The sequence below is a fragment of the Cupriavidus sp. C2SS-8b genome, assembly GCF_057073745.1.
In genome coordinates this window covers 713,694-739,055 of sequence record NZ_CP172716.1, presented here as the reverse complement: position 1 = coordinate 739,055, position 25,362 = coordinate 713,694, and the positions used below count along the sequence as shown (strand labels likewise).

21 protein-coding genes are annotated in these 25,362 nt (G+C 66.4%); 8 read left to right on the top strand and 13 right to left on the bottom strand.

All coding sequences use genetic code 11. From position 1 onward, the window contains the following. The first annotated feature begins 89 nt into the window (after positions 1-89). Positions 90-923, top strand: a complete 834-nt coding sequence (locus tag ACIGJB_RS03370; RefSeq protein ID WP_483731391.1) for a symmetrical bis(5'-nucleosyl)-tetraphosphatase — start codon at positions 90-92, stop codon at positions 921-923. Between the two features lie 39 nt (positions 924-962). On the opposite strand, the gene ACIGJB_RS03365 is transcribed toward ACIGJB_RS03370, so the two are convergent. The 7 genes from ACIGJB_RS03365 to ACIGJB_RS03335 form a co-directional block, all read right to left on the bottom strand. Further along, a complete protein-coding gene (locus ACIGJB_RS03365) occupies positions 963-1,784 on the bottom strand; it encodes a lysophospholipid acyltransferase family protein (protein WP_483731390.1) in 822 nt (273 codons plus the stop codon). Positions 1,785-1,791: 7 nt separating this feature from the next. Next, positions 1,792-3,075: a dihydroorotase gene (locus tag ACIGJB_RS03360; protein WP_483731389.1), complete on the bottom strand. Its 1,284-nt coding sequence runs from the start codon at positions 3,073-3,075 to the stop codon at positions 1,792-1,794. Between the two features lie 64 nt (positions 3,076-3,139). Continuing rightward, positions 3,140-4,111, bottom strand: coding sequence for an aspartate carbamoyltransferase catalytic subunit (locus ACIGJB_RS03355; protein WP_140949955.1), 972 nt, complete (start codon positions 4,109-4,111; stop codon positions 3,140-3,142). A 94-nt stretch (positions 4,112-4,205) separates the two neighbouring features. Beyond that, complete coding sequence (gene pyrR / locus ACIGJB_RS03350) at positions 4,206-4,730, bottom strand: bifunctional pyr operon transcriptional regulator/uracil phosphoribosyltransferase PyrR (protein ID WP_483731388.1); 525 nt, start codon at positions 4,728-4,730, stop codon at positions 4,206-4,208. Then, positions 4,727-5,152 (bottom strand): Holliday junction resolvase RuvX, encoded by a 426-nt coding sequence (gene ruvX, locus ACIGJB_RS03345; protein ID WP_483731387.1) that lies wholly within the window; start codon positions 5,150-5,152, stop codon positions 4,727-4,729. Before ruvX ends, pyrR begins: the two co-directional genes overlap by 4 nt. Further along, a complete protein-coding gene (locus ACIGJB_RS03340; RefSeq protein WP_483708992.1) occupies positions 5,145-5,717 on the bottom strand; it encodes a YqgE/AlgH family protein in 573 nt (190 codons plus the stop codon). The genes ruvX and ACIGJB_RS03340 overlap by 8 nt, the downstream gene beginning before the upstream one ends. 75 nt (positions 5,718-5,792) lie before the next feature. Beyond that, entirely contained in the window at positions 5,793-6,500 is a 708-nt protein-coding gene (locus tag ACIGJB_RS03335) for a pseudouridine synthase (protein ID WP_483731386.1), read from the bottom strand. Between the two features lie 92 nt (positions 6,501-6,592). Here ACIGJB_RS03335 and ACIGJB_RS03330 point away from each other — a divergent pair, with 92 nt between their 5' ends. Then, entirely contained in the window at positions 6,593-8,143 is a 1,551-nt protein-coding gene (locus ACIGJB_RS03330; RefSeq protein WP_483731385.1) for a cryptochrome/photolyase family protein, read from the top strand. Positions 8,144-8,179: 36 nt separating this feature from the next. Here the strand turns inward: ACIGJB_RS03330 and ACIGJB_RS03325 are convergent, their stop codons facing one another. The 3 genes from ACIGJB_RS03325 to hemC are packed head-to-tail and all read right to left on the bottom strand — an operon-like array spanning position 8,180 to position 12,444. After that, positions 8,180-9,370, bottom strand: a complete 1,191-nt coding sequence (locus ACIGJB_RS03325; protein ID WP_483731384.1) for a heme biosynthesis HemY N-terminal domain-containing protein — start codon at positions 9,368-9,370, stop codon at positions 8,180-8,182. 2 nt (positions 9,371-9,372) lie between these two features. Further along, positions 9,373-11,430, bottom strand: coding sequence for a fused uroporphyrinogen-III synthase HemD/membrane protein HemX (gene hemDX / locus ACIGJB_RS03320; RefSeq protein WP_483731383.1), 2,058 nt, complete (start codon positions 11,428-11,430; stop codon positions 9,373-9,375). Between the two features lie 9 nt (positions 11,431-11,439). Next, positions 11,440-12,444 (bottom strand): hydroxymethylbilane synthase, encoded by a 1,005-nt coding sequence (gene hemC, locus ACIGJB_RS03315; RefSeq protein ID WP_483731382.1) that lies wholly within the window; start codon positions 12,442-12,444, stop codon positions 11,440-11,442. 70 nt (positions 12,445-12,514) lie between these two features. Here hemC and ppc point away from each other — a divergent pair, with 70 nt between their 5' ends. Beyond that, a complete protein-coding gene (gene ppc, locus ACIGJB_RS03310) occupies positions 12,515-15,535 on the top strand; it encodes a phosphoenolpyruvate carboxylase (protein WP_483731381.1) in 3,021 nt (1,006 codons plus the stop codon). Between the two features lie 81 nt (positions 15,536-15,616). On the opposite strand, the gene ACIGJB_RS03305 is transcribed toward ppc, so the two are convergent. Further along, the gene (locus ACIGJB_RS03305; protein ID WP_483732247.1) at positions 15,617-16,234 is read right to left on the bottom strand and encodes a ferritin-like domain-containing protein; all 618 of its coding nucleotides are present in this window, start codon (positions 16,232-16,234) and stop codon (positions 15,617-15,619) included. Positions 16,235-16,376: 142 nt separating this feature from the next. Between ACIGJB_RS03305 and ACIGJB_RS03300 the strand changes: the two genes are divergently transcribed. From ACIGJB_RS03300 to ACIGJB_RS03280, 5 genes are all read left to right on the top strand, one after another. Continuing rightward, on the top strand, positions 16,377-16,976 hold the full coding sequence (locus ACIGJB_RS03300; RefSeq protein ID WP_483731380.1) for an RNA polymerase sigma factor: 600 nt from the start codon (positions 16,377-16,379) through the stop codon (positions 16,974-16,976). Then, on the top strand, positions 16,973-17,695 hold the full coding sequence (locus ACIGJB_RS03295; protein ID WP_483731379.1) for an anti-sigma factor: 723 nt from the start codon (positions 16,973-16,975) through the stop codon (positions 17,693-17,695). Before ACIGJB_RS03300 ends, ACIGJB_RS03295 begins: the two co-directional genes overlap by 4 nt. Positions 17,696-17,813: 118 nt before the next feature. Continuing rightward, entirely contained in the window at positions 17,814-19,232 is a 1,419-nt protein-coding gene (gene argH / locus ACIGJB_RS03290; protein ID WP_483731378.1) for an argininosuccinate lyase, read from the top strand. 274 nt (positions 19,233-19,506) lie between these two features. Beyond that, complete coding sequence (locus ACIGJB_RS03285; RefSeq protein ID WP_483731377.1) at positions 19,507-20,106, top strand: TRAP transporter small permease subunit; 600 nt, start codon at positions 19,507-19,509, stop codon at positions 20,104-20,106. A gap of 12 nt (positions 20,107-20,118) precedes the next feature. Further along, positions 20,119-21,810: a TRAP transporter large permease gene (locus tag ACIGJB_RS03280; protein ID WP_483731376.1), complete on the top strand. Its 1,692-nt coding sequence runs from the start codon at positions 20,119-20,121 to the stop codon at positions 21,808-21,810. 215 nt (positions 21,811-22,025) lie between these two features. Here the strand turns inward: ACIGJB_RS03280 and ACIGJB_RS03275 are convergent, their stop codons facing one another. Together ACIGJB_RS03275 and ACIGJB_RS03270 are read right to left on the bottom strand one after the other, a co-directional pair. Next, entirely contained in the window at positions 22,026-24,230 is a 2,205-nt protein-coding gene (locus ACIGJB_RS03275; protein WP_483731375.1) for an amylo-alpha-1,6-glucosidase, read from the bottom strand. Positions 24,231-24,245: 15 nt separating this feature from the next. Further along, positions 24,246-25,343: a glycosyltransferase family 4 protein gene (locus ACIGJB_RS03270; RefSeq protein ID WP_483731374.1), complete on the bottom strand. Its 1,098-nt coding sequence runs from the start codon at positions 25,341-25,343 to the stop codon at positions 24,246-24,248. Positions 25,344-25,362: the final 19 nt, after the last annotated feature.

The following is a 25,362-nucleotide window of genomic DNA, read 5'->3' as shown; positions in this document are numbered from 1 at the left end:
ACGATGCGTAACAATGTTCTGAGGCTCCGGACTGGTTCCCGAGTCTTGGCGCCGCATTTTCCTTCCTGCTCCTCAGAGGCGGTCTTTGTATGTCTGATAAAACACCTTACGCCATCGGCGACCTCCAGGGATGCTCCGGCTCCTTTGACCAACTCCTCGCCAAAGTGCCCGCTGACAGCGGCCTCCGCCTGGTGGGCGATCTCATCAACCGCGGCCCCGCCTCTCTCCAGACCCTGCGCACCGTCCGCGCCATGGGCACACGTGCCGAAACCGTCCTGGGAAACCACGACATCCACGCCCTGGCCGCTGCCGCCGGTGTCCGCAAGAACGGAAAGTCCGACACCTTGCAAGACATCCTCACCGCACCAGACCGTGACGACGTGCTGACTTGGCTACGTCATCGCCCGCTCGCTCTGCTCGAGGACGACTTTCTCATCGTCCACGCCGGCGTCCTGCCCCAATGGTCCGCCGAACACGTCATCGACCTCGCCCACGAAGTCGAAGAACAACTCCAAGGTCCAAACTGGCAAGGCTTCCTTGCCGACATCTTCGGCAATGCCGCCGACCGCTGGCATGACGGCCTGCGAGGCGCCGAGCGCCACCGGGTAATCATTAACGCAATGACACGGCTACGCTATTGCACGGTCGACGGCGTGATGGACTTCAAGACCAAGGAAGGACTGGGCAATGCCCCTGCCGGATTCATGCCATGGTTCGACGTGCCGGGACGTCGCACGGAGAATGTCACCGTCGTCTGCGGACACTGGTCGACTCTCGGCCTGGTGATGCGCCCGAACCTGATGGCTTTAGATACGGGCTGTGTCTGGGGTGGCAAGCTCACGGCTGCACGGCTCGCGGCCGATCCCGGCGCGCGGACGCTCATCCAGGTGGAATGCCCGCAATATTGTGATCCGCTTGCCTGATCCTGTCGTCCCCGCCATGGCAGGGGACGACAGCAGAACTCAACTGATGGTAGCAGGGGCTGGCACGCTGGCCTCGCCCGAATCTTCCTGACTGCGCCGCACGGCGGCTTCGGCAGCGGCTTCGTGCGCCCCCCGCTTCAGGTGAACGACCACTTCGCGGGCCGAGCCTGCCAGTTCGCGACGGCTGCCGGAGGCGGGATAAAGCAGCGGACCAATGGACAGCCGCGCCTTGATGCGCGGCGCCTTAAGCACAGCATTCAGACAGTCGAGCAGACTCAGGTCGCCAATATAGGCCGGCGCCAGCGTAGGCTTGCCAGTCGCCGCATCCACATAACTAAGTCCCAGCGGCAACACCGGCACCCCGCCCGAGATCGGCGCCTGCATCAAGTTCGCGTGAAACGGCAACACATCGCTGCCATCCGTCGTCGTACCCTCCGGGAACACGCCGACTAGATCGCCCTGCAGCATCACATCGGTAATGTCATGCAGCACCCGATGCGCGTCACGCTTGCGCGCGCGTTCGATGAACAACGTCCCAGTCTTCTCGCACAGCCAGCCAATAACCGGCCAACTCCGAATCTCCGACTTGGCAACAAAGCGCACCGGCCGCCAGCTGTGAATCACATAGATATCCAGCCATGAAATGTGGTTGGAAACCACAAGCGCACCCTGGCTGCCGCCGTGCGCCGGCATTTCACCGGCGATTTCGAGCTCCATCCCGCAGATGCGCAGCAGACGGCGCGACCAGCGCCGAATGTGCCATTCACGTGAACGTACGCCCAGCCAGGGGAACAGCACCGCGCAGGTCAGCAGCCCCCTCAACAGGTGCAGCACCAACGCCGTCTTGCGCAGCCAGACCATGCGCGTGTCAGTGGTGGTTGTTGTTGCCGTGGACAATTTGCCCGCCGACCACCGTCATGCGCACCTTGCCCTCCATCTCATAACCCAGCCACGGCGAGTTCTTGCCCTGACTCTTGATGGACTGGCGTTCGACCTTCCAGACTTCCTTCGGATCGAACACACAAACGTCGGCAACGGCCCCCATTGCCAGCGTACCGGCCTTCAGACCAGCCACGCGCGCGGGCTCGGAGGTGATGCGGGCCAGGGCCGTCTGCAGCGGCACCTTGTGCTCGGCGGCCCAGCGCAGCGTCAGCGGCAGCAGCAGTTCCAGACCGATCGCGCCCGGAGTGGCTTCGGCGAACGGCAGCAGCTTCTCGTCGTCGTCCACCGGCGTGTGATCCGAACACAGCGCGTCGATGGTGCCGTCGGCCAGCGCCGTGACAATGGCATCGCGGTCGCGCGAGCTGCGCAGCGGCGGCGAGAAGCGCATCTGCGAATTGAAGTAACCGATATCCATGTCGGTCAGCGAGACGTGGTGGATATTCACGTCGCAAGTCACCGGCAAGCCCTCTCGCTTGGCCTGTCGCACCAGTTCCAGCCCCGCTGCCGACGACAAGCGGCAAAGATGGACCCGGGCGCCGCTAGAGCGCATCAGTTCGAAGATGGTGTGCAGGCGCACCGTCTCGGACATCACGGACACGCCCGACAAGCCCAGGCGCGACGCCACCGCGCCGCTCGCGGCCACGCCACCGCCAAGGAACGGATCTTCAGGTCGCAGCCACACGGTGAACCCGAACGTCTGCGCATACTGCAGCGCACGCAGCAGCACCTGCGTGTTGCGCACGGGCGCATCGGCCTGGCTGAAACCGACACAACCGGCTTCGGTCAGCTGGTTCATCTCGGTCAGCACTTCGCCCTTCAGGCCCTGCGTCAGCGCGCCCAGCGGGTAGACATGCGTCTGGTTCAGCGTACGGGCGCGGAATTTCAGCATCTCGACCAGGCCGGGCTCATCCAGCACGGGATCTGTGTCAGGCGGGCAGAGCAGACTGGTCACGCCACCGGCGGCCGCCGCTGCAACTTCGGATTCGAGCGTGGCCCGGTGTTCGGAGCCGGGCTCGCGCAACCGCGCCGAGAGGTCGACCAGACCCGGGCACACGATCAGGCCGCGGGCGTCGATGGTCTTGTTGGCGGTGAAATCCGCCGGCGCGCTGCCAACGCCGACGATCTTTCCGGCGGCGATATAGAGGTCCTGCTGGGCGTCGAGGTTCGCGGCCGGGTCGATCAGGCGGCCGCCCTGGATGTGAATCTTCATAGCTTGGCTTGTCGTGTCGCTGGGCGTGTTCGTGAGGTTCGGGCTCGAAGTCGGCATCGCGCGGTCAGTCACTGTTTCCTGCCACGATTCCCATCACCGCCATGCGCACGGCAATGCCGAACGTCACCTGGTTCAGGATCACCGATTGCGGGCCATCCGCCACGGCGGAGTCGATCTCCACGCCACGGTTCATCGGCCCCGGATGCATCACGATGGCATCGGGCGCGGCCAGCGCCAGGCGCTCCGGCGTCAGGCCGAAGGCCTTGAAGTACTCCTGCGCCGACGGCAGCAACGCCCCGCTCATGCGCTCATTCTGCAGCCGCAGCATGATGACCACGTCCACCCCCTTGAGGCCCTCTTCCATGTTGTGGAAGACGCGCACACCCATCTGCTCCAGGCCGGACGGCAGCAGCGTGCGCGGGCCGATGGCGCGCACTTCCGGCACGCCCAGCGTGGTGAGCGCGTGGATATCCGAACGCGCCACGCGCGAGTGCAGGATGTCGCCGACGATCGCCACGCGCAGTTGCGTGAAGTCCTTCTTGAAGTGCCGGATCGTGTACATGTCCAGCAGCCCCTGCGTCGGGTGCGCATGGCGGCCATCACCCGCATTGATCACGTGCACGTGGGGCGCCACATGCTCGGCGATCAGGTACGGCGCGCCGGAACTGGCGTGGCGGACCACGAACATGTCGGCCGACATGGCCGACAGGTTGTTGATCGTGTCGAGCAGCGACTCGCCCTTGCTGGTCGACGAGGCGTTGATGTTCAGGTTCAGCACGTCCGCCGACAGCCGCTTGGCGGCGATCTCGAAGGTGGTGCGGGTGCGCGTGGAGTTCTCGAAGAACAGGTTGAACACGCTCTTGCCGCGCAGCAGCGGCACCTTCTTCACATCGCGGTCGGAGTCGGACAGCGACACGAACTGGCTGGCGGTATCCAGGATGTGCGTGATCATGTCACGCGACAAGCCCTCGATTGACAGCAGGTGCTTCAGTTCGCCGTTCTTGGTCAGCTGCGGGTTGCGGAACGTCTTGGTCATGGGTGGTCAGGCGCGGGCAGAAATCGGGGTGTTATGGGTCTCGGGGTCTCGGGGTCTCGCGGTCTCGGGGCCGGTGAACGAAAAATTGGCCGGTTCAACCGGCCGAGGATTCGGTGGAGAAAGCAAAGGTCGCCTGCGCGCCCTCGCCCTGGCGCGACAGCACGAGCGTGGCCTCGCGCGGCAGCTCGGTCTGCAGCGCGACCAGGTCCGCCGCGATCGGCAGCTCACGGCCGCCGCGGTCCACCAGCACACCCAGCGCGACACGCGCCGGGCGGCCATAGTCGAACAGTTCATTGACCGCCGCACGGATGGTGCGGCCGGTGGCCAGCACGTCGTCGATCAACAGGATCTTGCGGTCCTGCACGTCGAACGGCAGCGTGCTCGGCTGGGCCTGGCTGTGCAGGCCCTTCTTGGCATAGTCGTCGCGGTGAAAGGCAACGTTGATGACGCCATGGTCGGGCAGTCCCAGGTCCGCCGCCAGCCGCTGTGCAATCCAGGCGCCGCCGGAGTGGATGCCGGCGACGGACCACTGCGCACGATCGGCCTGGATCAGCGCCTGGGCCTGGTCGAGCAATGCGCGGTAAAGCGCCTCGGCGTCGGGATTGGTAGTTCGGGTCATAGCGGAAGCTGGTCGAAATACTGTTGCAGGATGATGCGCGCGGCCTCGGCATCGAGTTCGCCGCGGCGCGCGCCGGCCATGGCGGCCATGCGCGAGGAATAGCGTTCGTCGACCCACTCCACCGGCAGACTGAAGCGTCCGTTGAGCTGGTTGCCAAAGCGGCGCGCAAGCCGCATGGAAGGTTGCTCGCCGCCTTCAGGGTTGACCGGCATGCCGACAATCAGCTGCACCGGGTTCCATTCGCGGATCAACTCGCCCACGACCTGGAAGCGGCCCTCGACGGACAGGTTCGGAAGAATGGTCAGCGCGGCGGCGTGGCGCGTGACGAAGTTGCCCAGGGCAACGCCGATTTTTTTCTCGCCGTAGTCGAATGCCAGGACCGTGCCGTCGCGGGGCAGTTCGCGCCCCACGCCGTCAGGCATGCCCGGCCTCGCCGGAAAGCATGGTGAAGTCGATGCCCAGCAGGCGCACGGCCGCCGCAAACCGTTCTTCCGGCGGCACGCTGAAGATGATCTCGGGATCGGCCTGGACAGTGAGCCAGCCGTTGCGCGAAAGCTCTTCTTCCAGCTGACCGGCGCCCCAGCCGGAGTAACCCAGCGTCAGCAGGAAACGGTGCGGGCCGCTGCCGTTGGCCACGGCTTCCAGGACATCCTTGGAGGTGGTCATCTCCAGTCCGCCGGGCACCGCGAGCGATGACACGTAGATGCCCACGGGGTCATGCAGCACAAAACCGCGCTCGGTCTGCACCGGACCGCCGAAATAAACGGGCTGATGGGCCACGGGCTGGATTTCCAGCTTGAGGTCGATCTTGTCGAACAGCGTGGCCATATCGATATCGATCGGGCGATTGATCACCAGCCCGAGCGCGCCGCGCTCATTGTGTTCGCAAAGGTAGACGACGGAGCCCGAAAAGGTCGGATCGGCCATGCCAGGCATGGCAATCAGGAACTGATTCGTCAGATTGATGGGTGCTTCGGGCTTGACCATATCTGGCATTTTATCAAATCGCAGGAGGGCTTCCGGAAAAGAATTGGACGACGCTGCAGTGCAGCAACCGTTTGCTCACTCCTTGCTGGTCAGGGCCGCCAGGTCCTCCGCGGTCAGCCAGCGCCACTCGCCTTCAGGAAGCTCCGGATCCAGCTTCAGGCCGCCCACCGCGCTGCGATGGAGAGCAGTCACATGGTTGCCGGCCGCGACCACCATGCGCTTCACCTGGTGGTACTTGCCCTGCACCAGCGTCAGCCGCAGGCTGTGTTCGCCGGTGATTTCGCAGTCTTCCGCGGCGATCGGCGCGGGTTCGTCGTCGAGTTGCACACCGGTTCGCAGAGCCTCGGCCTGTTCCGGCGTTACCGGCTCCGCCGTCGTGACTTCATACACCTTGGGCACCTTGCGCTTGGGCGAGGTGTGCGCGTGGATGAACTGGCCATCGTCGGTCAGCAGCAGCAGGCCGGTGGTGTCGTGATCCAGCCTTCCCACTGCCTGGACCTCGCGCTGGCGCAGCGGCACCGGCAGCAGGTTGTAGACGCTCGGATGGTTGCGCGGACGCTGCGAGCACTCGTAGCCGGCCGGCTTGTTCAGCATCAGGTAGGCCTTGGTGCAGGCCACCCACGCCTCGCCATCGACGGTCAGTTGCAGGCCGTCGACCTCGAACTGGGCGCGCGGGTCTTCGCAGAGTTCGCCGTTGACCTCCACCAGCCCGGCGCCGATCAGGTCGCCACAGTAGCGGCGCGTGCCGAAGCCCTGGGATTGGAGGATGCGATCAAGGGTCATGGAAATGGAATCGTCAGTGAAATGATTGTGGAGCGGCGCAGCCGTATCGCTATGGTAGGGTATCGCCCGGCTTTTCCCTTCCTCCAGGCACCATGCTAGTCGCAGACCCATCCGCCACAGGCCGTCCGCCCTACCGCATTGGCCGTCGGTTCGACAGCGGGCTCGTGTGGTTCCGCCGCGACCTGCGGGCCACGGACCACGCGGCGCTGCATTATGCCCTCAAGCACTGTGCCCGGGTGTGGTGCGTGTTCGTATTCGACCGGGATATCCTCGATCCACTGCTGGCTCGCGGCCTGAAAGCGGACCGCCGCGTCGCGTTCATCCGCGAGTCGCTGGCGGAGCTGGACGCCACGCTGCGCGCGGCCGGCGGCGGCCTGATCGTGCTGCACGAGGCTGCCACCACCGCCATCCCGGCGCTGGCACGCGAACTCGATGCCCAGGCCGTGTTCGCCAACCACGACTACGAGCCCGCCGCCGATACGCGCGACGCCGCCGTCCGCCACTCGCTGGCCTCCGACGCTCGCGCTTTCTTCACATTCAAGGATCAGGTGATCTTCGAGCGGGACGAGATCCTGACCGGCCAGGGCAAGCCCTTTTCCGTATTCACGCCGTACAAGAATGCCTGGCTCAGGACGGTACAACCGTTCGACCTGCGGCCCTACCCGATCGAGCCATACCTGGACGCGTTGGCGCCGCCGCCCGAACGACGGCAGGCGCCGATGCCATCGCTGGAAGCCCTCGGCTTCGCCCCGAGCAACCTGCCGGACATCGCCATGCCAACAGGCAGTTCGGGCGGATACGCATTGCTGGACGAGTTCACATCGCGCATCGGCGACTATGCCCGCCGGCGCGACTTCCCCGCCCTGCGCGGCCCGAGCTACCTGTCCGTGCACCTGCGGTTCGGCACGGTGTCGATCCGCACCCTCGCCCGCGCAGCGCACGAGGTAACGCTGCGCGGCGGCGCGGACAGCGCCGGCGCGGCCACGTGGTTATCGGAACTGATCTGGCGGGATTTCTATTTCATGATCCTGCACCACCATCCGCGCGTGGCTGCCGGCGCAGCCTTCCACGCCACCTATGACGTCATCCGCTGGCGCAGCGGCACGACCGGCGAGCGCTACTTCGAGGCATGGCGCAACGCCGCCACCGGCTATCCGCTCGTCGATGCCGCGATGCTGCAGATCCGGCAAAGCGGCTATATGCACAACCGGCTGCGGATGGTGACGGCCAGCTTCCTCGTCAAGGATTTGGGCGTGGACTGGCGCCGTGGCGAGCAGTATTTTGCCGACCAGCTCAACGACTACGACCTGGCGGCCAACAACGGCGGCTGGCAATGGGCCGCCTCGACGGGATGCGATGCGCAGCCGTGGTTCCGCATCTTCAACCCGGTGACGCAATCCGAGAAGTTTGACCCGCAAGGCCGCTTTATCCGCAAGTACCTGCCGCAACTGGCCGCGCTGCCGGACAAATACATCCATGCGCCGTGGACCGCCCCTGAAGACGTGCTGGCGACCGCGGGCGTGCGGCTTGGAGAAAACTATCCACGCCCGCTGGTGCAGCATGACGTGGCACGCAAGGAAACGCTGGAGCGTTATGCGGTGGTGAAGGCGGCTGCCGGCAAGATGAAGGCCGCGCAGGATTGATTCGCGGCAGCCCCGGCAGGCTGCCCGGGGTCGATCTCAGGCGGCCAGCATCGCGCTTTCGCGGTAGTGGCGCTGCGCTTCCTCGGGCCGCTCGGTTTCCTCGAACAGGCGGGCCAGCGCCAGGTGGGTACGCACGCGCAGACGGCCCTGGTGATTGCGGTCCGCATATTTCAAGGCGCGTTCGAAGCTCGACTGCGCCTTGCCCCAAAGCTGTTCGCCGAGGCAAAGCACGCCGAGTGTGTAGTAGAGATCCGCGTCCGCCGGATGCTCATTGATCCATTTTTCCGCCTGCTGGATCTGCGGCAGTGCCTGCCCGGCCTTGGCGCAGTCGGGATAGCGCAGCACCAGGCGGCTGTCCCAGTTGACCTTGAGTGCATCTTCAATGATGCGGCGTGCTTCGTCCTGCCGGCCGAGCGCGGCAAAGTAGCGCGCCGCCGGCTCGGCGATGCGCGCGGCACGACGCTCATCGGCTGAAAGCGTGCGCCAGAAGGCTGAGAGCGCCTCGGCATCGTGGCGGCGCTCGTCCAGCATGGCCTCGCAGGCCATTTGCTTGAGTCGCAGCGCGAGTACGGGATGCAGCGCGTTGCGTTTTTCCAGCGAACGGGCCAGGCGCAGCACCTCTGACCAGTTCTTCAGATGCTGGTGCGCGCGCAGCGCAATGCGCTGCACGTGAATCTGGCGTCCGCCCTGGGCCTGCAGTTGCGCGATGGTTTCCAGCGCGCCCTCTGCATCGCGCGCGTCGACCAGCAGTTCGGCCATCGATACCAGCCGGGCCTGCTCGCGCTCGGGGTCGGTGACCTGCGCCATCCAGGCGTCGCGGCGCTCGGTTTCCTGCATGCGATGCGCGGCGCGGGCGCCAACCAGCGCAGCGGTCTGCGCCTGCGCCTCCCACGACTGCGCTTCGCGTGCCGCGCGCTCGGCGCGGGCAAAGCGGCCGGCGAACAGGTTCTCGATCGATTCACGCAGCGCCGCCTGGGCCTTGTTCATGCGGCTGCGCTCGCGATAGGCCGCGGCGCGGCGCGGCATTTCCGACAGATGCCGCACCGTGGACAGCACGGTCCACACCACGAAGAACAGCAGCAGCAGCAACGCCAGCGCCAGGTTCAGCGACAGCTCAACCCGGTACGGCGGGTAGAACAGCACGACATTGCTGTGATTGAACTGCGTGAACAGAGCCAGTCCGACGGCCCCACCAAACAGCACCGCGACCCAGAACAGAAGGCGCATGCTTACTCCTTCTTCAGCGCGTGCAGCGCGCCAAGGCTTTCCGCCATGGTCGGCAGCTGCACCGTCACCGCGCCGGCCTGCGCCTGCTTGAGCAGCGTCAGCACGGTCTGCACGCGCCGCGATTTGGTGTCGAAATAACGGCCGATCATGGCCTGCGCCGCGGCCAGGTCATTGCGGAAGACCGGCTCGTTGCGCGACAGCAGCGCCAGACGCGCATTGAGCATGCGCAGCTTGACGTTCTCGCGCAGGAACCAGCCCTGGTCGCCCGACAGCAGCAAGGCCTCGGTGTCATCGACCTTGCGGATGCGGATGACCTGCGCCATTTCCTCGCGCATGTAGTCCCACAGCCGGGTGAACCAGTTTCCGGTCACAGCCGCTGCCTGCGCGGATCCCTTGGCTCCCTTGGCCGCACCACGGCTAGCATCCTGGCGGTCCCCCGCTTCGGTACGTTCGAGCATGCGTTCGCTTGACAGCAACGGCAGCGAATCGATCTGGTTGATGGCCTCGTCCAGCTTGATCGCCGCGCCGGTCAGGTCGGTGTCGGGCACCGCCTTCATGCGGGCGATATCGCGTGCCAGCGCGCGGCGCAGCAGGTTGTACTGCGGCTTGTCGGTACGGGCCAGGCGCGCATCGGCGCTCTGCAGCGCGGCCAGCGCGACCTGCACATTGCCGGTGAGCTGGAGCTGCTGGCCGGCGTTGGTCAGCAATTGCTGGATCTCTGCGATTTCCCAGTCGTCGCGGTTGCGCATCAGGTCCTGGTAGACCTGCTCGAGCGCGACCTGCTTGTCGCGGGTTTCGCCGACCTGGCCGTCCAGCGAGCCGACCTTGGCTTGCAGTTCCTTGACCGTGTCCTGCGCATTGCGCGACAGCACACGGGTCTCCTGCACCAGCGCGTCGTTGCTCTGCTGGCGCCGAGCCAGTTCTTCGGTCAGGCGGTCAACCCGCTGCTGCAGCCACCAGAAGCCGCCGGCAGTCGCTACCACCAGGACGGCTACCAGCGCCCACAATGCGGCGTTACGGCGCGGCGCGGTAAACGACGGGGCCGGCCCGGCCGAAACCGTGCCAGCGGGGGGAATGGTGGTTGAGGAGGACGTAGATTCTTGCGTCACGCGTTCGACCCTGTTTGTCATGGCGGGCGGCGGCTCGGGCTTTGGCGCCGGCGTTGCTGCGGGCGCCGTGGGCCTCGCAGGCACCGGTCCGGCATAAGCATCGGCCCACTGCTTGCATGCCGCAAGCAAGCCGGCATCGCCTGGCGCCGCACGAAGGATCCGTGTGAAGCCGAGCGCCTCCGCCTGTTCGGCGATTCTCGCATGCGGCGCGATGCACTGCACCTGTTTCAGGGCGTCCAGTTCCTGCGGCGACAGGTTCTGTCGCGCCAGCGTATCGAGGTTGCGTACGGCTTCGGAGCTGGTCAGCAGCCAGGCCTGCGGCGCAGCGCCCGCGCTCAGGCCTTCGCGCACGGCCTGCCATTGCATGGCGCCGGGCTCGGGCAAGGTGCGTTGATAGGCCTCGACCGCCGTGACGCTGGCGCCCGCTTCCCGCAGGCGGTCGCCCAGCCAGTCGCGGCCGCCGTTGCCACGCACGATCAGCACGGCGCGCCCATGCAGCGAGGCGGGGTCCAGCTGCGCCCACAGGGCTTCGGAATCGAATCGCGGCTCTTCGCCGGCGGCGCCACCGTTCGTGTCATGGCCGTTGCCGTCGGCGCCGGCCGGCGCGATCACGCGATGGTTGGGCGCGGCAATGCCGCGCTCGGCCAGGGCCGTGACGCTCGCGGGCCCGACCACGGCCACCGGCACGCCGGACGGCCACTGAGCCACCGCATTGCCCTGCACTGTCGCGAGCGCATCGAACGCGTACTGAATCGCATTGGGACTGACAAAGACCACCAGCGCGAATTCGCCCAGGCGCGCCAGCGCTGCGCGCAGCGGCGCGTCATCGTCGGCGGGACCAATCGCGAGCAGCGGAAAGCCCAGCACGTCCAGGCCCGCGGCCTGCAGGGCCTCGGTCAGTTGCCGGGACTGCCCGGCGGGTCGTGTGACAACGACAGTCGGGCGGGGCATGGGCCGGCCTCAGGCGGGAGCTTGGGGATCGGGTGTATCAGCCAGCGCGGCGAGGATATCGGCCGCACCTTGCGCCAGCAGGTCGCGCGCGACGGATTCGCCGAGGGCTTCAGCCGCCGCGACATCCGACGCGGGACCGGCCGCCGTGGCGCGCGTCTGGCGCGTGCCGTCGGGCATGGCCACGAAGGCGTCGAGCCGCAGCTGGTCGCCGTCCCAGCGCGCATGCGCGGCCAGCGGCACCTGGCACGATCCGCCCAGCATGCGCGACACGGTCCGTTCCGCGGTCACGGCGAGCGCCGTGGGCTGATGGTTCAGCGGCGCCAGCCATGCGGCGACGTCCGGACGCGTGGACAGGATCTCGATACCAAGCGCGCCCTGCCCTGCGGCAGGCAGCGAGGCCTCCGGCGCGATCAGCGCGCGGATGCGGTCGCCCAGGCCCAGGCGCTTCAGACCCGCCGCAGCCAGGATGATCGCCCCATATTCGCCGCGATCGAGCTTGCCCAGCCGGGTATCCAGGTTGCCGCGCAGCGGCTTGATAACCAGGTGCGGATAGCGTGAGCGCAGCGCGGCTTCGCGGCGCAGGCTCGAGGTGCCCACCACGGTGCCGGCCGGCATGTCGTCGAGCGACGCGAACGCCGACGACACCAGTGCATCGCGCGGGTCTTCACGCTCCATCACGGCCGTCAGGGCGAAACCTGCAGGCAGTTCCATCGGTACATCCTTGAGCGAATGCACCGCCAGGTCAGCCCGCCCTTCGGCGATCGCGAATTCCAGTTCTTTGACAAACAAACCCTTTCCGCCGACTTTCGACAAAGTCCGGTCTAGAATCTGGTCTCCGCGCGTGGTCATGCCAAGAATGGACACATCGCACGCGGGATAGTATTGTTGCAGTGCAGCACGCACATGTTCAGCCTGCCACATGGCCAGACGGCTCTCGCGAGAGGCAATGACAAGCTTGTGTGGAAGGCTGCTGGACACGGCGGTAGAAGAAGTCGGAAAGGCGGATGCTTGCATTCGTCAATGTTAGCACGCGACCCAATCGCCGCTCCGCACCATCGGACAGAGTAAAGCAAGAGGAGATTGCATGACGCAGCACGCTGCGCGCCCCGGCCGACGCACGGTCAATCGAGAAGTCCCCTCCCAGGCCTCAGGCCAGAGTGACGCAAACGGCGCCCCTACCCGCAAGACCGCTTCCAAAGCCACCCGTACCAAACAGATTACCAAGGCAAACCTGATGGTCGTGCCCGCCAATGGCGCCGTGAACACCAGCCCTGCCCGCCGCTCCGCCGCCGACAAGGACCTGCCGCTGCGCGAGGACATCCGCTTCCTTGGCCGCTTGCTGGGCGAATGCCTGCGCGAGCAGGAAGGCGACGCCACCTTCGAGGTGGTGGAGACCATCCGCCAGACCGCCGTGCGTTTCCGCCGCGAGAACGACCGCGCCGCCGGCACCGAGCTGGACCGCCTGCTCAAGCGCCTGTCGCGCGACCAGACCAACCAGGTCGTGCGCGCGTTCAGCTATTTCTCGCACCTGGCCAATATCGCCGAGGACCAGCACCACAACCGCCGCCGCCGCATCCACGCGCTGGCCGGCTCGCCGCCGCAGGACGGCAGCCTGCAGCATGCGCTGGAGAAGATCGACGCTGCCGGCGTCACCGGCAAGCAGCTGCGCAAGTTCCTGGACGAGGCGCTGATCGTCCCCGTGCTGACCGCGCACCCGACCGAAGTCCAGCGCAAGAGCATCCTGGACGCCGAGCGCGAGATCGCCCGCCTGCTGGCCGAGCGCGACCTGCCGATGACCGCGCGCGAGCGCGACCAGAACACCGCGCAGCTGCGCGCCAAGGTCACCACGCTGTGGCAGACCCGCATGCTGCGCGACTCGCGCCTGACGGTGGCGGACGAGATCGACAATGCGCTGTCCTACTACCGCACCACCTTCCTGCACGGCATCCCGCAACTGATGAGCGAGCTGGAAGAGGACATCGCCGCAATCTTCCCGGCCTCGCGCAAGGCCAAGGGCAGCGCGGCAGAGCCGGCGCCGCTCGCGCCGTTCATGCAGATGGGTTCGTGGATTGGCGGCGATCGCGACGGCAATCCGAACGTCACGGCAGAGACCCTCGATCACGCCGCCACCCAGCAATCGCAGATGATCTTGGGCTGGTATCTCGATGAAGTGCATGCACTCGGCGCCGAGCTGTCGATGTCGTCGCTGATGGTCGACGCGAGCCCCGAGCTGCTGGCACTGGCCGAGGCCTCTCCCGACCATTCCGCGCACCGCGCAGACGAGCCCTACCGTCGCGCGCTGATCGGCATCTACGCGCGCCTGGCCGCGACCAGCAAAGCGCTGACGGGCCACGCCGCACCGCTCCACCCAGTGGCCGAGGCCGAGCCGTACGGCAGCGCAGAAGCCTTCGCCGCCGATGTGCAAGTCGTGATCGATTCCCTGCGCGCGCATCATGGCCGCGCACTGGCCAGCACGCGCATCGATGCGCTGGTGCGCGCCATCGCCGTGTTCGGCTTCCACCTGGCATCGGTCGATATGCGCCAGGTCTCCGACGTGCACGAAGCCGTGGTGGCCGAGCTGTTCGCGGCGGCGGGCGTCGAGAAGGACTACGCCGCGCTGCCGGAGTCGCGCAAGCAGGAACTGCTGCTGGCCGAGCTGCGCCAGCCGCGCCTGCTGACGCTGCCCTGGCACGAGTACTCGGAACAGACGCGCAACGAACTTGCGATCCTGGCGACGGCGCGCGAACTGCGCGCGCGCTATGGCAAGCGCGTGGCGCGCAACTACATCATCTCGCACACGGAAACGTTGTCGGACCTGGTCGAGGTCATGCTGCTGCAGAAGGAATCCGGCATGCTGCAGGGCACGCTGGGCAGCAAGACCGACCCGGCGCGCATGGAGCTGATGGTCATTCCGCTGTTCGAGACCATCGAGGACTTGCAGAATGCCGCGGGCATCATGCAGTCGCTGCTGGACCTGCCCGGTTTCGACTCGGTGATCGAGCACCATGGCGTCGAGCAGGAGGTGATGCTCGGCTATTCCGACTCCAACAAGGACGGCGGCTTTCTGACCTCCACGTGGGAGCTGTACAAGGCCGAGCTGGCGCTGGTGCAGCTGTTCGAGCAGCGCAAGGTCAAGCTGCGCCTGTTCCACGGCCGCGGCGGCACGGTTGGCCGCGGCGGCGGCCCGACCTACCAGGCCATCCTGTCGCAGCCGCCGGGTACGGTGAACGGGCAGATCCGCCTGACCGAGCAGGGCGAGATCATCAACAGCAAGTTTGCCAATGGCGAGATCGGCCGGCGCAACCTGGAAACGGTGATCGCCGCCACGCTCGAAGCCTCGCTGCTGCCGCAGCAGAACGCACCGAAGGAGCTGAGCACCTTCGAGGGCATCATGCAGCAGCTGTCGGACCGTGCCTTCGGCGCCTACCGCAACCTGGTGTACGAGACCCCGGGCTTCAAGGACTACTTCTTCGCGACCACGCCGATCACCGAGATCGCCGACCTGAACCTGGGTTCGCGTCCGGCCTCGCGCAAGCTGATGGACAAGAAGAACCGCCGTATCGAAGACCTGCGCGCGATTCCCTGGGGCTTCTCGTGGGGCCAGTGCCGCCTGCTGCTGCCGGGCTGGTACGGTTTCGGCAGCGCGGTCAAGTCGCTGCTGGACACCGCGCCGGACGACAAGGCGCGCAAGGCGGCGGTGGCCACGCTGCGCAAGATGGTCAAGACCTGGCCGTTCTTCTCCACGCTGCTGTCCAACATGGACATGGTGCTGGCCAAGACCGACCTGGCCGTGGCCTCGCGCTACGCGCAGCTTTGCGATGACGCGGCGCTGCGCAAGAACGTGTTCGCGCGCATCAGCAAGGAATGGCACCTGACCTGCGAGATGCTGGCGCTCGTCACCGGCCACCAGGAGCGGCTGGCCGACAACCCGCTGCTGGCACGCTCGATCAAGAACCGCTTTGCCTACCTGGACCCGCTCAACCACTTGCAGGTCGAGCTGCTCAAGCGCTATCGCTCGGGCAAGGACGGGGACGATATCCGCGTTCGCCGCGGCATCCACCTGACCATCAACGGGGTGGCGGCGGGGCTCCGTAATACGGGTTGATCCCAGCCTGATCCACTGAGTCAGAAACGCCCGGACGGCTTGCCGTCCGGGCGTTTGTCCATCTGACCCTTGTTGCCTGGCTCAGCCCACAAACGCCCCCGGCACCGGATCTTCGCCGAGCGCATGCAGCAGCACGGCCCAGTGCATGGCCTCGTCGCCGAGGATGCTGCCCGCCGCCTTGGTCAGGTCACGGTTGTAGAAATTCGGCAGCACGCCGAGATACGCCGCGGTGGCGCCCTTTTCCAGTCCGGCGGCAAAGCGCAGCACGTCCGCCTGCGTCTTGAGCTGCGCGGTCGGGAACGAATACTCCGACGGCTTCTTCGCCATCACCGGCGACCCGCCGAGCTTCGATACCGTGCCGGCCAGCACCTGCGCATGCGCCTTGTGGTGGTTCTGGAACTTCACCGCCGTATCGAGCACGGGCTTCTGCAGCAACCCGCTTTCCGCCCCGACCTGGTAGGCCGCAATCGCCTGATACTCCAGCCCGAGCGCGACGTTCAGGATCCTGATGTCGTCCTTCGTGCTGCCCGACTCCGTCTGCGCCCAGGCCGGCATCGACTCGCCCAGGCTCAGCACGGCGAGCGACCCTAGCGCGAACAGGCCCGGCACCTTGAGCAGGCCGCGTCGGCGCTCGTCGGGCAACGTGACGATGGAAACGTCCGCGGATTGAACCAGCCGGCGGTCCGGCGTCTTGGGCATGCGTTCCATGGTGTTCTCCAGTGAGGGATCAAGGGGCAGCGTCCGCTGTGCGGCTTGCCTGACCCTTTTACGCAGGCACTGGACGATCGGATGCACCGGCGCTGCCTATAATCCGGCAGAGCCCTCCGTCGGAAGCCGCCGCGTGTCTGCCTCCCCTGAACCGTCCTTTGCCCCCTCGGCCGACAACGACCGACTGGCGGCGTGGCTGCAGGCCGTGGCGCTCGGCGACCGGCAGGCGCTGCGCGCGCTCTACGATCAGACCGCGACGAAACTGTTCGGCCTTGCGCTGCGTATCACTGGCAGGCGCGACTGGGCGGAGGACGTTGTGCAGGAAAGCTTTGTCAGCATCTGGCACCACGCCGTCGACTACCGGCCGCACCTGTCCGCGCCGATGACCTGGATGACCACCATCGTTCGCAACCGCGCGCTCGACTGCCTGCGCCGCGCGGCCGCCGCACGGCTGCCGCAGACCGTGGAGCTGGGCGAGGAACTGGGGGAATGGCTGGCCGACGAGGCCGCCGGACCGGCCGAACTCGCACTGGCCAGCCAGCAGGCGCGCGCGCTGAACCGCTGCCTGCAGCGACTGGAGCAGGCGCAGCGCCAGGCCATCGTGCTGGCCTACCTCCACGACCTGAGCCACGCCGAACTGGCGCAGCGGCTGAGCATGCCGCTGGGCACCGTCAAATCCTGGATCCGCCGCGGCCTGGAGCGCCTGCGCACGTGCCTGGAGAGCGCGCCATGAGGCTGAGCCGCCACCCCGACCTGCTCGATCGCATCGCCGCGCAATATGCGCTCGGCGTGCTGCGCGGCGGCGCGCGGCGCCGGATGGAGCAGCTTGCGCGCGAGGAACCCGCCGTGCGCGCCGCGATCGGCCACTGGCAGGTCAGGCTGTCCGGCATGGCCGAGCTGCAACCGTCCTCCGAGCCGGTGGAGGCGGTGTGGTGCGGCATCGAACAACGGCTCGGCTGGAAACCTGTGCCTTCGGCCAAGACAGCCGAGCCGCCATCGTGGCAAACGCTGTGGACGGCGCCGGCGTTCTGGCGCGGCGCAGCGGCGGCAATGGCCGTTGTCGCGGTGCTGGCCGTGGGCATTGGAAGGCAAATAGCGCAACGCCCGCTGGTCGAGACCGCGGTGGTCGCCGTGCTGAACAATGCACAGTCTCAACCCGCCCTGCTCGTGTCATGGGATGCCGCGGCCCGGCAGCTGGTCGTCCAGCGGCTCGACGACACGGTCGTGTCCGGACAGCAGGTCCTCCAACTGTGGGCGTTGCCCCAGGGCGGCAAGCCGCAATCGCTCGGCGTGATCGGCCGCGAGAGGGCTGCCCGGCTGGCACTGGACGGGTTCCCCGCAGCCGTGCCGGCCCTGGCGGTCAGCGTCGAACCGCCCGGCGGATCGCCGAATCCCGACGGCCCGAGCGGTCCTATCGTCTTCAAGGGACCCTTGATCCACTCGCCGCTCTGAAGCCCGCTCTCCCATCCCGCGCGGGCGATATAATCCACGTTTCCCCGAAATCCGCTCGCGCCCGCCCCGCATGGTCATGCACCGGCCGCACGCCGCGCGAGCCACAGCCCTGACGTCCATGACGACCTCCCAACTTGCCAAGAAAGGCGAAGCCTGGTCCGCCCGCTTCTCCGAACCGATGTCCGACCTGGTGAAGCGCTACACCGCCTCGGTGTTCTTCGACAAGCGCCTGGCCCTGTTCGACATCCAGGGTTCGCTGGCCCACGCGGCCATGCTGGCAAAGCAAGGCATCATCGCCGAGGCCGACCGCGCCGAGATCGCGCGCGGCATGGCGCAGATCCAGGGCGAGATCGAGGCCGGCAGCTTCGAGTGGAAGCTCGACCTGGAAGACGTCCACCTGAATATCGAGGCGCGCCTGACCGCGCTGGTCGGCGATGCCGGCAAGCGCCTGCACACCGGCCGCTCGCGCAATGACCAGGTCGCGACCGACATCCGCCTGTGGCTGCGCAGCGAGATCGATAACATCGTGGCCCTGCTCGGCGCGCTGCGCGTGTCGCTGCTCGACCTGGCTGACCAGAACGCCGACACCATCCTGCCCGGCTTCACGCACTTGCAGGTGGCGCAGCCGGTCACCTTCGGCCACCACCTGCTGGCCTACGTGGAAATGTTCACGCGCGATGCCGAGCGCATGGCCGACTGCCGCAAGCGCGTCAACCGCCTGCCGCTGGGCGCCGCCGCGCTGGCCGGCACGAGCTACCCGATCGACCGCGAATTCGTCGCGCAGCAGCTCGGCTTTGACGGCGTGTGCCGCAATTCGCTCGACGCCGTCTCGGACCGCGACTTCGCCATCGAATTCTGCGCCGCCGCCGCGCTGGTGATGACCCACGTGTCGCGCTTCTCGGAAGAGCTGGTGCTGTGGATGAGCCCGCGCGTCGGCTTCATCGACATCGCCGACCGCTTCTGCACCGGCAGCTCGATCATGCCGCAGAAGAAGAACCCCGACGTGCCCGAACTGGCGCGCGGCAAGACCGGCCGCGTCAACGGCCACCTGATCGGCCTGCTGACGCTGATGAAGGGCCAGCCGCTCGCGTACAACAAGGACAACCAGGAAGACAAGGAGCCGCTGTTCGACACGGTCGATACCGTGGTCGACACGCTGCGCATCTTCGCCGACATGGTGCCTGGCATCACGGTCAAGCCGGAAGCCATGCGCGCCGCCGCGCTGCAGGGCTACGCCACCGCCACCGACCTGGCCGACTACCTGGTCAAGAAGGGCCTGCCGTTCCGCGACGCGCACGAAGCCGTGGCCCACGCCGTGCGCGCCTGCGACAGCCGCCAGTGCGACCTGGCCGACCTGAGCGTGGCGGAGCTGCGCGACGTGTCCGGCCTGGGCGACAAGGCCGCGCTGATCGGCGACGACGTGCATGGCGTGCTGACGCTCGAAGGCTCGGTCGCCGCACGCAACCACATCGGCGGGACCGCACCGGACCAGGTGCGCGCCGCGATTGCGGTTGCACGCCAGGCGCTGGACAACTGACCCGGGGCCACCCCCCCTCCGTCAGGAGGGTAAAGGAAGCGGCGTTTCGCGACGAAGAAGGGGAGCACATGCTCCCCTTCTTCGTCGCCCAGGCTTGCGTACCCCCTTTTCTGGCACGGCGTGCCGGCGACCATGCCGCCGCCGGAAGTCCGTCCTCCGCATAGCCAGGGAAAGCCGGTAAATGTGACTTACTGGGGAATTACCCTAGCGATAGTGACGCACGAACACCGTAGACTATTGCGCCACCCCCGTATTCGCGAAATAGGACGATCACATGTCTTTCCTCATGAGGCTGTCACGGCTTATCGACGCCGTGAATGCGTTCATCGGGCAGTGGGCGAAATGGCTGATCCTGCTGGCCGTGCTGGTCTGCGCAGGCAACGCCATCGTCCGCTACACCTTCAGCATCAGTTCCAATGCATGGCTTGAACTGCAGTGGTATATGTTCGCCGGCGTGTTCCTGCTAGGCGCGCCTTATACACTGCGGCGCGACGAGCACGTACGCATCGACGTCGTCGCGGGCCGGTTCTCCGAACGCACGCAAGTGTGGATCGATATCTTCGGCATCCTGTTCTTCCTGCTGCCGATCAGCATCATCATCCTCCGCCTCTCCATTCCTTATTTCTGGCTGTCCTACGCTGGCCATGAAATGTCCGGCAATGCCGGCGGCCTGATCCGCTGGCCCGCCAAGTTCCTGATCGTCGCGGGATTCTTCCTGATGATCCTGCAGGGGTTGTCGGAGCTCATCAAGCGCTTTGCCTACCTGAGGGGTGAGCTGTCCTTCTCCGCGTTCCGCAAGCACGCCCACGACCCGGCGGAAGACGTTGCGGCCATTTTGATGGCCAACCAGTCCGATCCGACCAAAAAACAATAAGAGGCGCGCGAAATGACCCAATTCCTGATCGCGAACATGGCGCCAATCATGTTCGCCTCCCTGGTCGTATTCCTGTTGTCCGGGTTTCCGATCGCGTTCGCGCTGGCGGCAAACGGGCTGCTGTTCGCCTTCGTCGGCATTGAACTTGGCATGCTGCCGCCCGAACTGCTGCAGGCATTGCCCAACCGTCTGTTCGGCATCATCGAGAACGACACCCTGCTGGCCATCCCGTTCTTCACCTTCATGGGGCTGATCCTGGAGCGCTCGGGCATGGCCGAAGACCTGCTCGACACCATCGGACAGCTGTTCGGCCCGATCCGCGGCGGCCTGGCCTATGCGGTAATCTTTGTCGGCGCCCTGCTGGCGGCGACGACCGGCGTGGTCGCGGCATCGGTGATTTCGATGGGCCTGATCTCGCTGCCGCTGATGCTGAAGTACAAGTACGACAAGCGGCTAGCTTCGGGCGTCATCGCAGCATCCGGCACGCTGGCCCAGATCATTCCGCCTTCGCTGGTGCTGATCGTGCTGGCCGACCAGCTTGGCCGCTCGGTTGGCGACATGTACAAGGGCGCATTCCTGCCCGGCCTGATCCTCACCGGCATGTACATGGGCTATGTGCTGCTGATGACCTTGATCAAGCCCGCCGCTGCACCCGCCCTGCCGCCGGAAGCACGTGTCTTCCGCGAAGCGAGCGGCAAAAGCGGCGCCGCGTCGGTCCTGGTGCTGACCGCGCTGTCCGTGGCGGTAGGCGTGCTGGCGGACAAGTACTACAAGCCCGAGGCACCGCTCGACGAACGCCTGGTGATCTCGGTCGGTGCGGCCATCCTGTTTGCCTTCGTGGTGGCAGTCATCAACCGGACGCTCAAGCTTGGCTTGCTGTCCAAGATGGCCGAGAAGGTGACCTTCGTGCTGATTCCGCCGCTGGCGCTGATCTTCCTGGTCCTGGGCACGATCTTTCTCGGCGTGGCTACCCCGACCGAAGGTGGCGGCATGGGTGCACTGGGCGCCCTTATCCTGGCGATGATCAAGCGGCGCCTGAACCTGGACCTGACCAAGCAGGCCATGGAATCCACGCTGAAGCTGTCGGCCTTCGTGATCTTCATCCTGATCGGCGCCCGCGTGTTCTCCCTGACCTTCTACGGTGTCGACGGCCACCTCTGGGTGGAACACCTGCTGACCGCGCTGCCCGGCGGACAGACCGGCTTCCTGATCGCGGTAAACGTGCTGTTCTTCCTGCTGGCGTTTTTTCTGGATTTCTTCGAACTTGCGTTCATCCTCGTGCCGCTGGTCGGACCGGTGGCGGACAAGCTCGGCATCGACCTGATCTGGTTCGGGGTGCTGCTGGCCGTCAACATGCAGACGTCGTTCATGCACCCGCCTTTCGGCTTCTCGCTGTTCTACCTGCGCTCGGTCGCACCGCGCGAGATCAAGACAACCGATATCTATTGGGGATCGGTGCCCTTCGTGCTCATCCAGCTGCTCATGGTCGGGTTGATCATCCTCTTCCCTGGCGTCGTCAGCACAGGCACTGCCAAGCCACAGGCCGGCCAGGTGACGCGCGACCTCTCCCTCGACCTGCAACAGGAACGGCCTGCGGCAAGCGCCCCCGCAACCGCTCCGGGCAGTGCAACGCTGGAACTGCCCACGGCACCGGCCGACGCTGAGCCCGCCTCACCAACATTCGAGTTCGAGAAGAAGAAGTAAGCCACGGCGGCCAAAAGACCCTGCCAGGACCTGCCAGGACCTGCCAGGACCTGCCAGGATCTGCCAGGATCTGCTTCGAGGGGTAATGCCGTTCAGTTCGGTCTGGACGGCATTTTTCTTTGCAGGGTGGAAGTCGAACGCGTTCTGCACGCCCTCTCCGGGACCTTCCGCCGGGCTGCGCGACTCCCCTGTCCGGGCGCGGTCGTCACCATGGCCTAGTTCGTAGTCGTCACCAGCACATCCCCCCGCCGCGCCACCACGTTCACGACAACGCTGCTGCCCGAGCGCCGCAGCATCAGGTCGACGGACGCATCGCCAATGGACAGCCCTTGCAGCGCCAGGTCTTCCATGAAGGACGGCAGCGCCGGATAGTGGAAGCTGATCTCGCGCGCGCCCACGTTGAAGTCCAGGTTCAGGCACGTTTGCAATAGCGACAGCGGCGTGGCTGCCGCCCAGGCCTGCGGGATGCAGGCCACGGGATAGAGCGTCGGCCCACGGTTGCGCCGGCGCACGAAGCCGCAGAACAGCTCGGGCAGGCGCCGCAGGTCCATATGGGTGGACGCGGCGAAGAGGCCATCGAAGATGCGCAACGCCGCGTCGCGCAAGCCGTAACGAACCATCCCCGCGGCGATGAGGGCGTTGTCATGGGGCCAGACCGAACCATTGTGATAGCTCATCGGGTTGTAGCGGCTTTCGCTGGACGCAAGGGTCCGCACGCCCCAGCCCGAGAACGATGCGCTGCCCATCAGGGCCGCGGCCACCGCCGGCGCGCGCTCGGGCAGTGCGATGCCCGTATAGAGCGCGTGGCCCGCATTGGAGGACAGCACGCGGCATGGCCGCTTGCTGCCATCGAGCGCGATCACGTACGTGCCCAGCTCCTCGTCGAAGAACGCTTCGTCAAAGCGCTGCCGCAGCTGCGCGGCACGCGTTTCGAGTGCGGTGGCGCGCCCGTTGTGGCCCAGGTTGCGCGCCATCCGCGCGGCCGCCATCCAGGCCGCGTACACGTAACCCTGCACCTCCACCAGTGCGATCGGACCCTCGGCCAGGGTGCCGTCCGCATGGAAGATCGAATCGTGGCTGTCCTTCCAGCCCTGGTTGAGCAGCCCGTCGCTGGTGCGCCGGCCGTACTCGACAAAGCCGTCGCCGTCGCGGTCGCCGTACTTGTCGATCCAGCGCAGCGCCGCCTCGATGGCAGGCCACAACGATCGGATGGTCTCTACGTCATGCGTGCGGTCCAGGTAGGCGCCTGCGAGCATGACGAACAGCGGCGTGGAATCGATGCTGCCGTAGTAGCGGCGGAACGGCACCTCGCCAAGGTTTGCCATCTCGCCCTTGCGGCTTTCGTGCAGGATCTTGCCCGGCTCGGCATCGGCGGACGGGTCGGAAGTCGTCGCCTGGTTCGCTGCCAGGTAACCCAGCACACCGCGTGCGATGCCCGGATCCAGCCACAGGGTTTCCATCGCGGTGATCAGCGCATCGCGGCCGAAGAAGGTGCTGAACCACGGAATGCCGGCATAGGGATACGGACCGTAAGGGGTCTTCGTGATCAGCATGTAGAGATCGGACAGGCTGCGGCCCACGGCTTCATTGAAGATCTCGTTGGAGGTGGTCACACTGGCGGCCTCCGCGGACAGCGCCTGCAGCGAGCGGCGCGCGGCCCGCAGGGCCGACGGGAAAGCGCCGCGCGGCGGGCGCTTGTCGTGCCGCGCCTTGTCACAGCAGACTTCGACGTAGAGCAGGTGCGTCCGGTGCGGCATCAGCTCCAGCTCGAACACCGCCATGTCGCCACGCAGCTGCGTCGGCGCGGGATCGAACGTCAGGTGCGTGGTGCGCACGCAATCATCGAGCCCGGTGTAGGCGAGCTTCGCACCGTTGTCGGTCAGCTCGGGTGGATGCGTCTGACCGCGCTGCGCGCGCCTGGCCCCGCGCACCTCGAACAGGTCGGCAAAGTCCGCTTCGAACGCCAGCTCCAGGCTGATGTGCCGCGGCGTTTCGTCGAAATTGCGTACCGCCAGCCGTTCATAGCAGGTGCCCTCCCAAAGAAAGCGCGAACGGCGCACATGGATCACGTCGTGAGGCATGACCATCTCGCCCTGCGCATCGAACAGGTCCGGGTTGGTCAGGTCGCAGCTGAACGCGGCGTCGTCGTCGCGCAGGACCGAACTGAGCAGCACGGGGCGCCACCCGTTGATGGTCAGTTGGAAGTGCGACAGGTGCCGCGTGTCGCAACAAAAGATGCCGTCCGAGCCACTGGAACCGGCAATGGCGTCGCCATGCTGGTCGAACACGGCGAAGGTGTCGCCTTGCTTGAGCGTGCGGGGCTGGGTCAGACGCAGTGAGTGCGTCGCGGCGATGACGATGGGCGCGCCGGGTGTCGCGTCCGGCACCAGGCCGCGCCGGCCTTCGGGGGCGTCGAGCATTGTTTTTCTCCAGGTTCAGGCCGCGACGTGCAGGCCCGCATCCGCCTGGGCGGACGGGTCTGGATCCGCGCCACCGTCCGGCGACGATCTGCGCAGGCGGCCATAGAGTGCCAGGTAGTCGTGCGCCATGTGTTCGGCGCTGAAACGCGCCAGGAACGCACGGCGCACGGCGCGGCGGTCGATGTCACCGATGCGCCTGACTGCCGCCACGGCCTCGTCGACACTGTCGACGACAAAGCCGGTGACCCCGTCATCGATGACTTCCGGGACGGAACCGCATCGGAACGCGATCACCGGGGTGCCACAGGCCATGGCTTCGATCATCGCCAGGCCAAATGGCTCGGGCCAGTCAATCGGGAACAGCAGCGCACTTGCGCCACCGAGAAACCGTGCCTTTTCCCGCTCGCCGATTTCTCCAAGATACTCGATATTGGCGTGCCGGCTGACCAGCGGCGCGATGTCGGCATCCCAGTATGCGCGGTCGACGCGGTCGATCTTGGCGGCGATCTTCAACGGCATGCCGCTTCGCACGGCAATCTTGATGGCGCGGTCGGGGCGCTTCTCGGGCGAAATGCGTCCGAGGAAGGCGAGGTAGCCCCCGCGCGCCACCGCATGAAACGGCAGCAGCCGTGCGGGCAGGCCATGATAGACGTTGCCGAGCCAGTGGACTGGCGGCATGGGGTCGCGCTGCGCCAGCGAGATCGATACCAGCGGCACCTTTGCGAAGGCAGCATAGAACGCCGCCAGGTCCGGAAGGTCCTGCCTGCCATGCAGCGTCGTCACCGTGCGGTCGGCCAGGCGCCGCGCCAGCGGGAAATGCAGCAGGTCGGTGTGGAAATGCAGGACGTCGAAATCGTCCGCCTGCCGGGCCACTTCGTCGATCATCATCACGTGATACGGCACGATGTCGCGCACCGACGGGTCGGTGCGCAAGGCGCGCGGCGCGCAGCTGACCAGCCTGGCGGCAGTCGATGAGTCGCCGCTGGCAAACAGCGTGACGTCGTGCCCCTGCCGGACCAGTTCGTCCGTCAGGTACGCCACGACGCGCTCGGTACCGCCGTATTGCCGTGGCGGGCATGCTTCCATAAGCGGGGCAATTTGGGCGATTTTCATCGACAGGCTATGCCTTTGC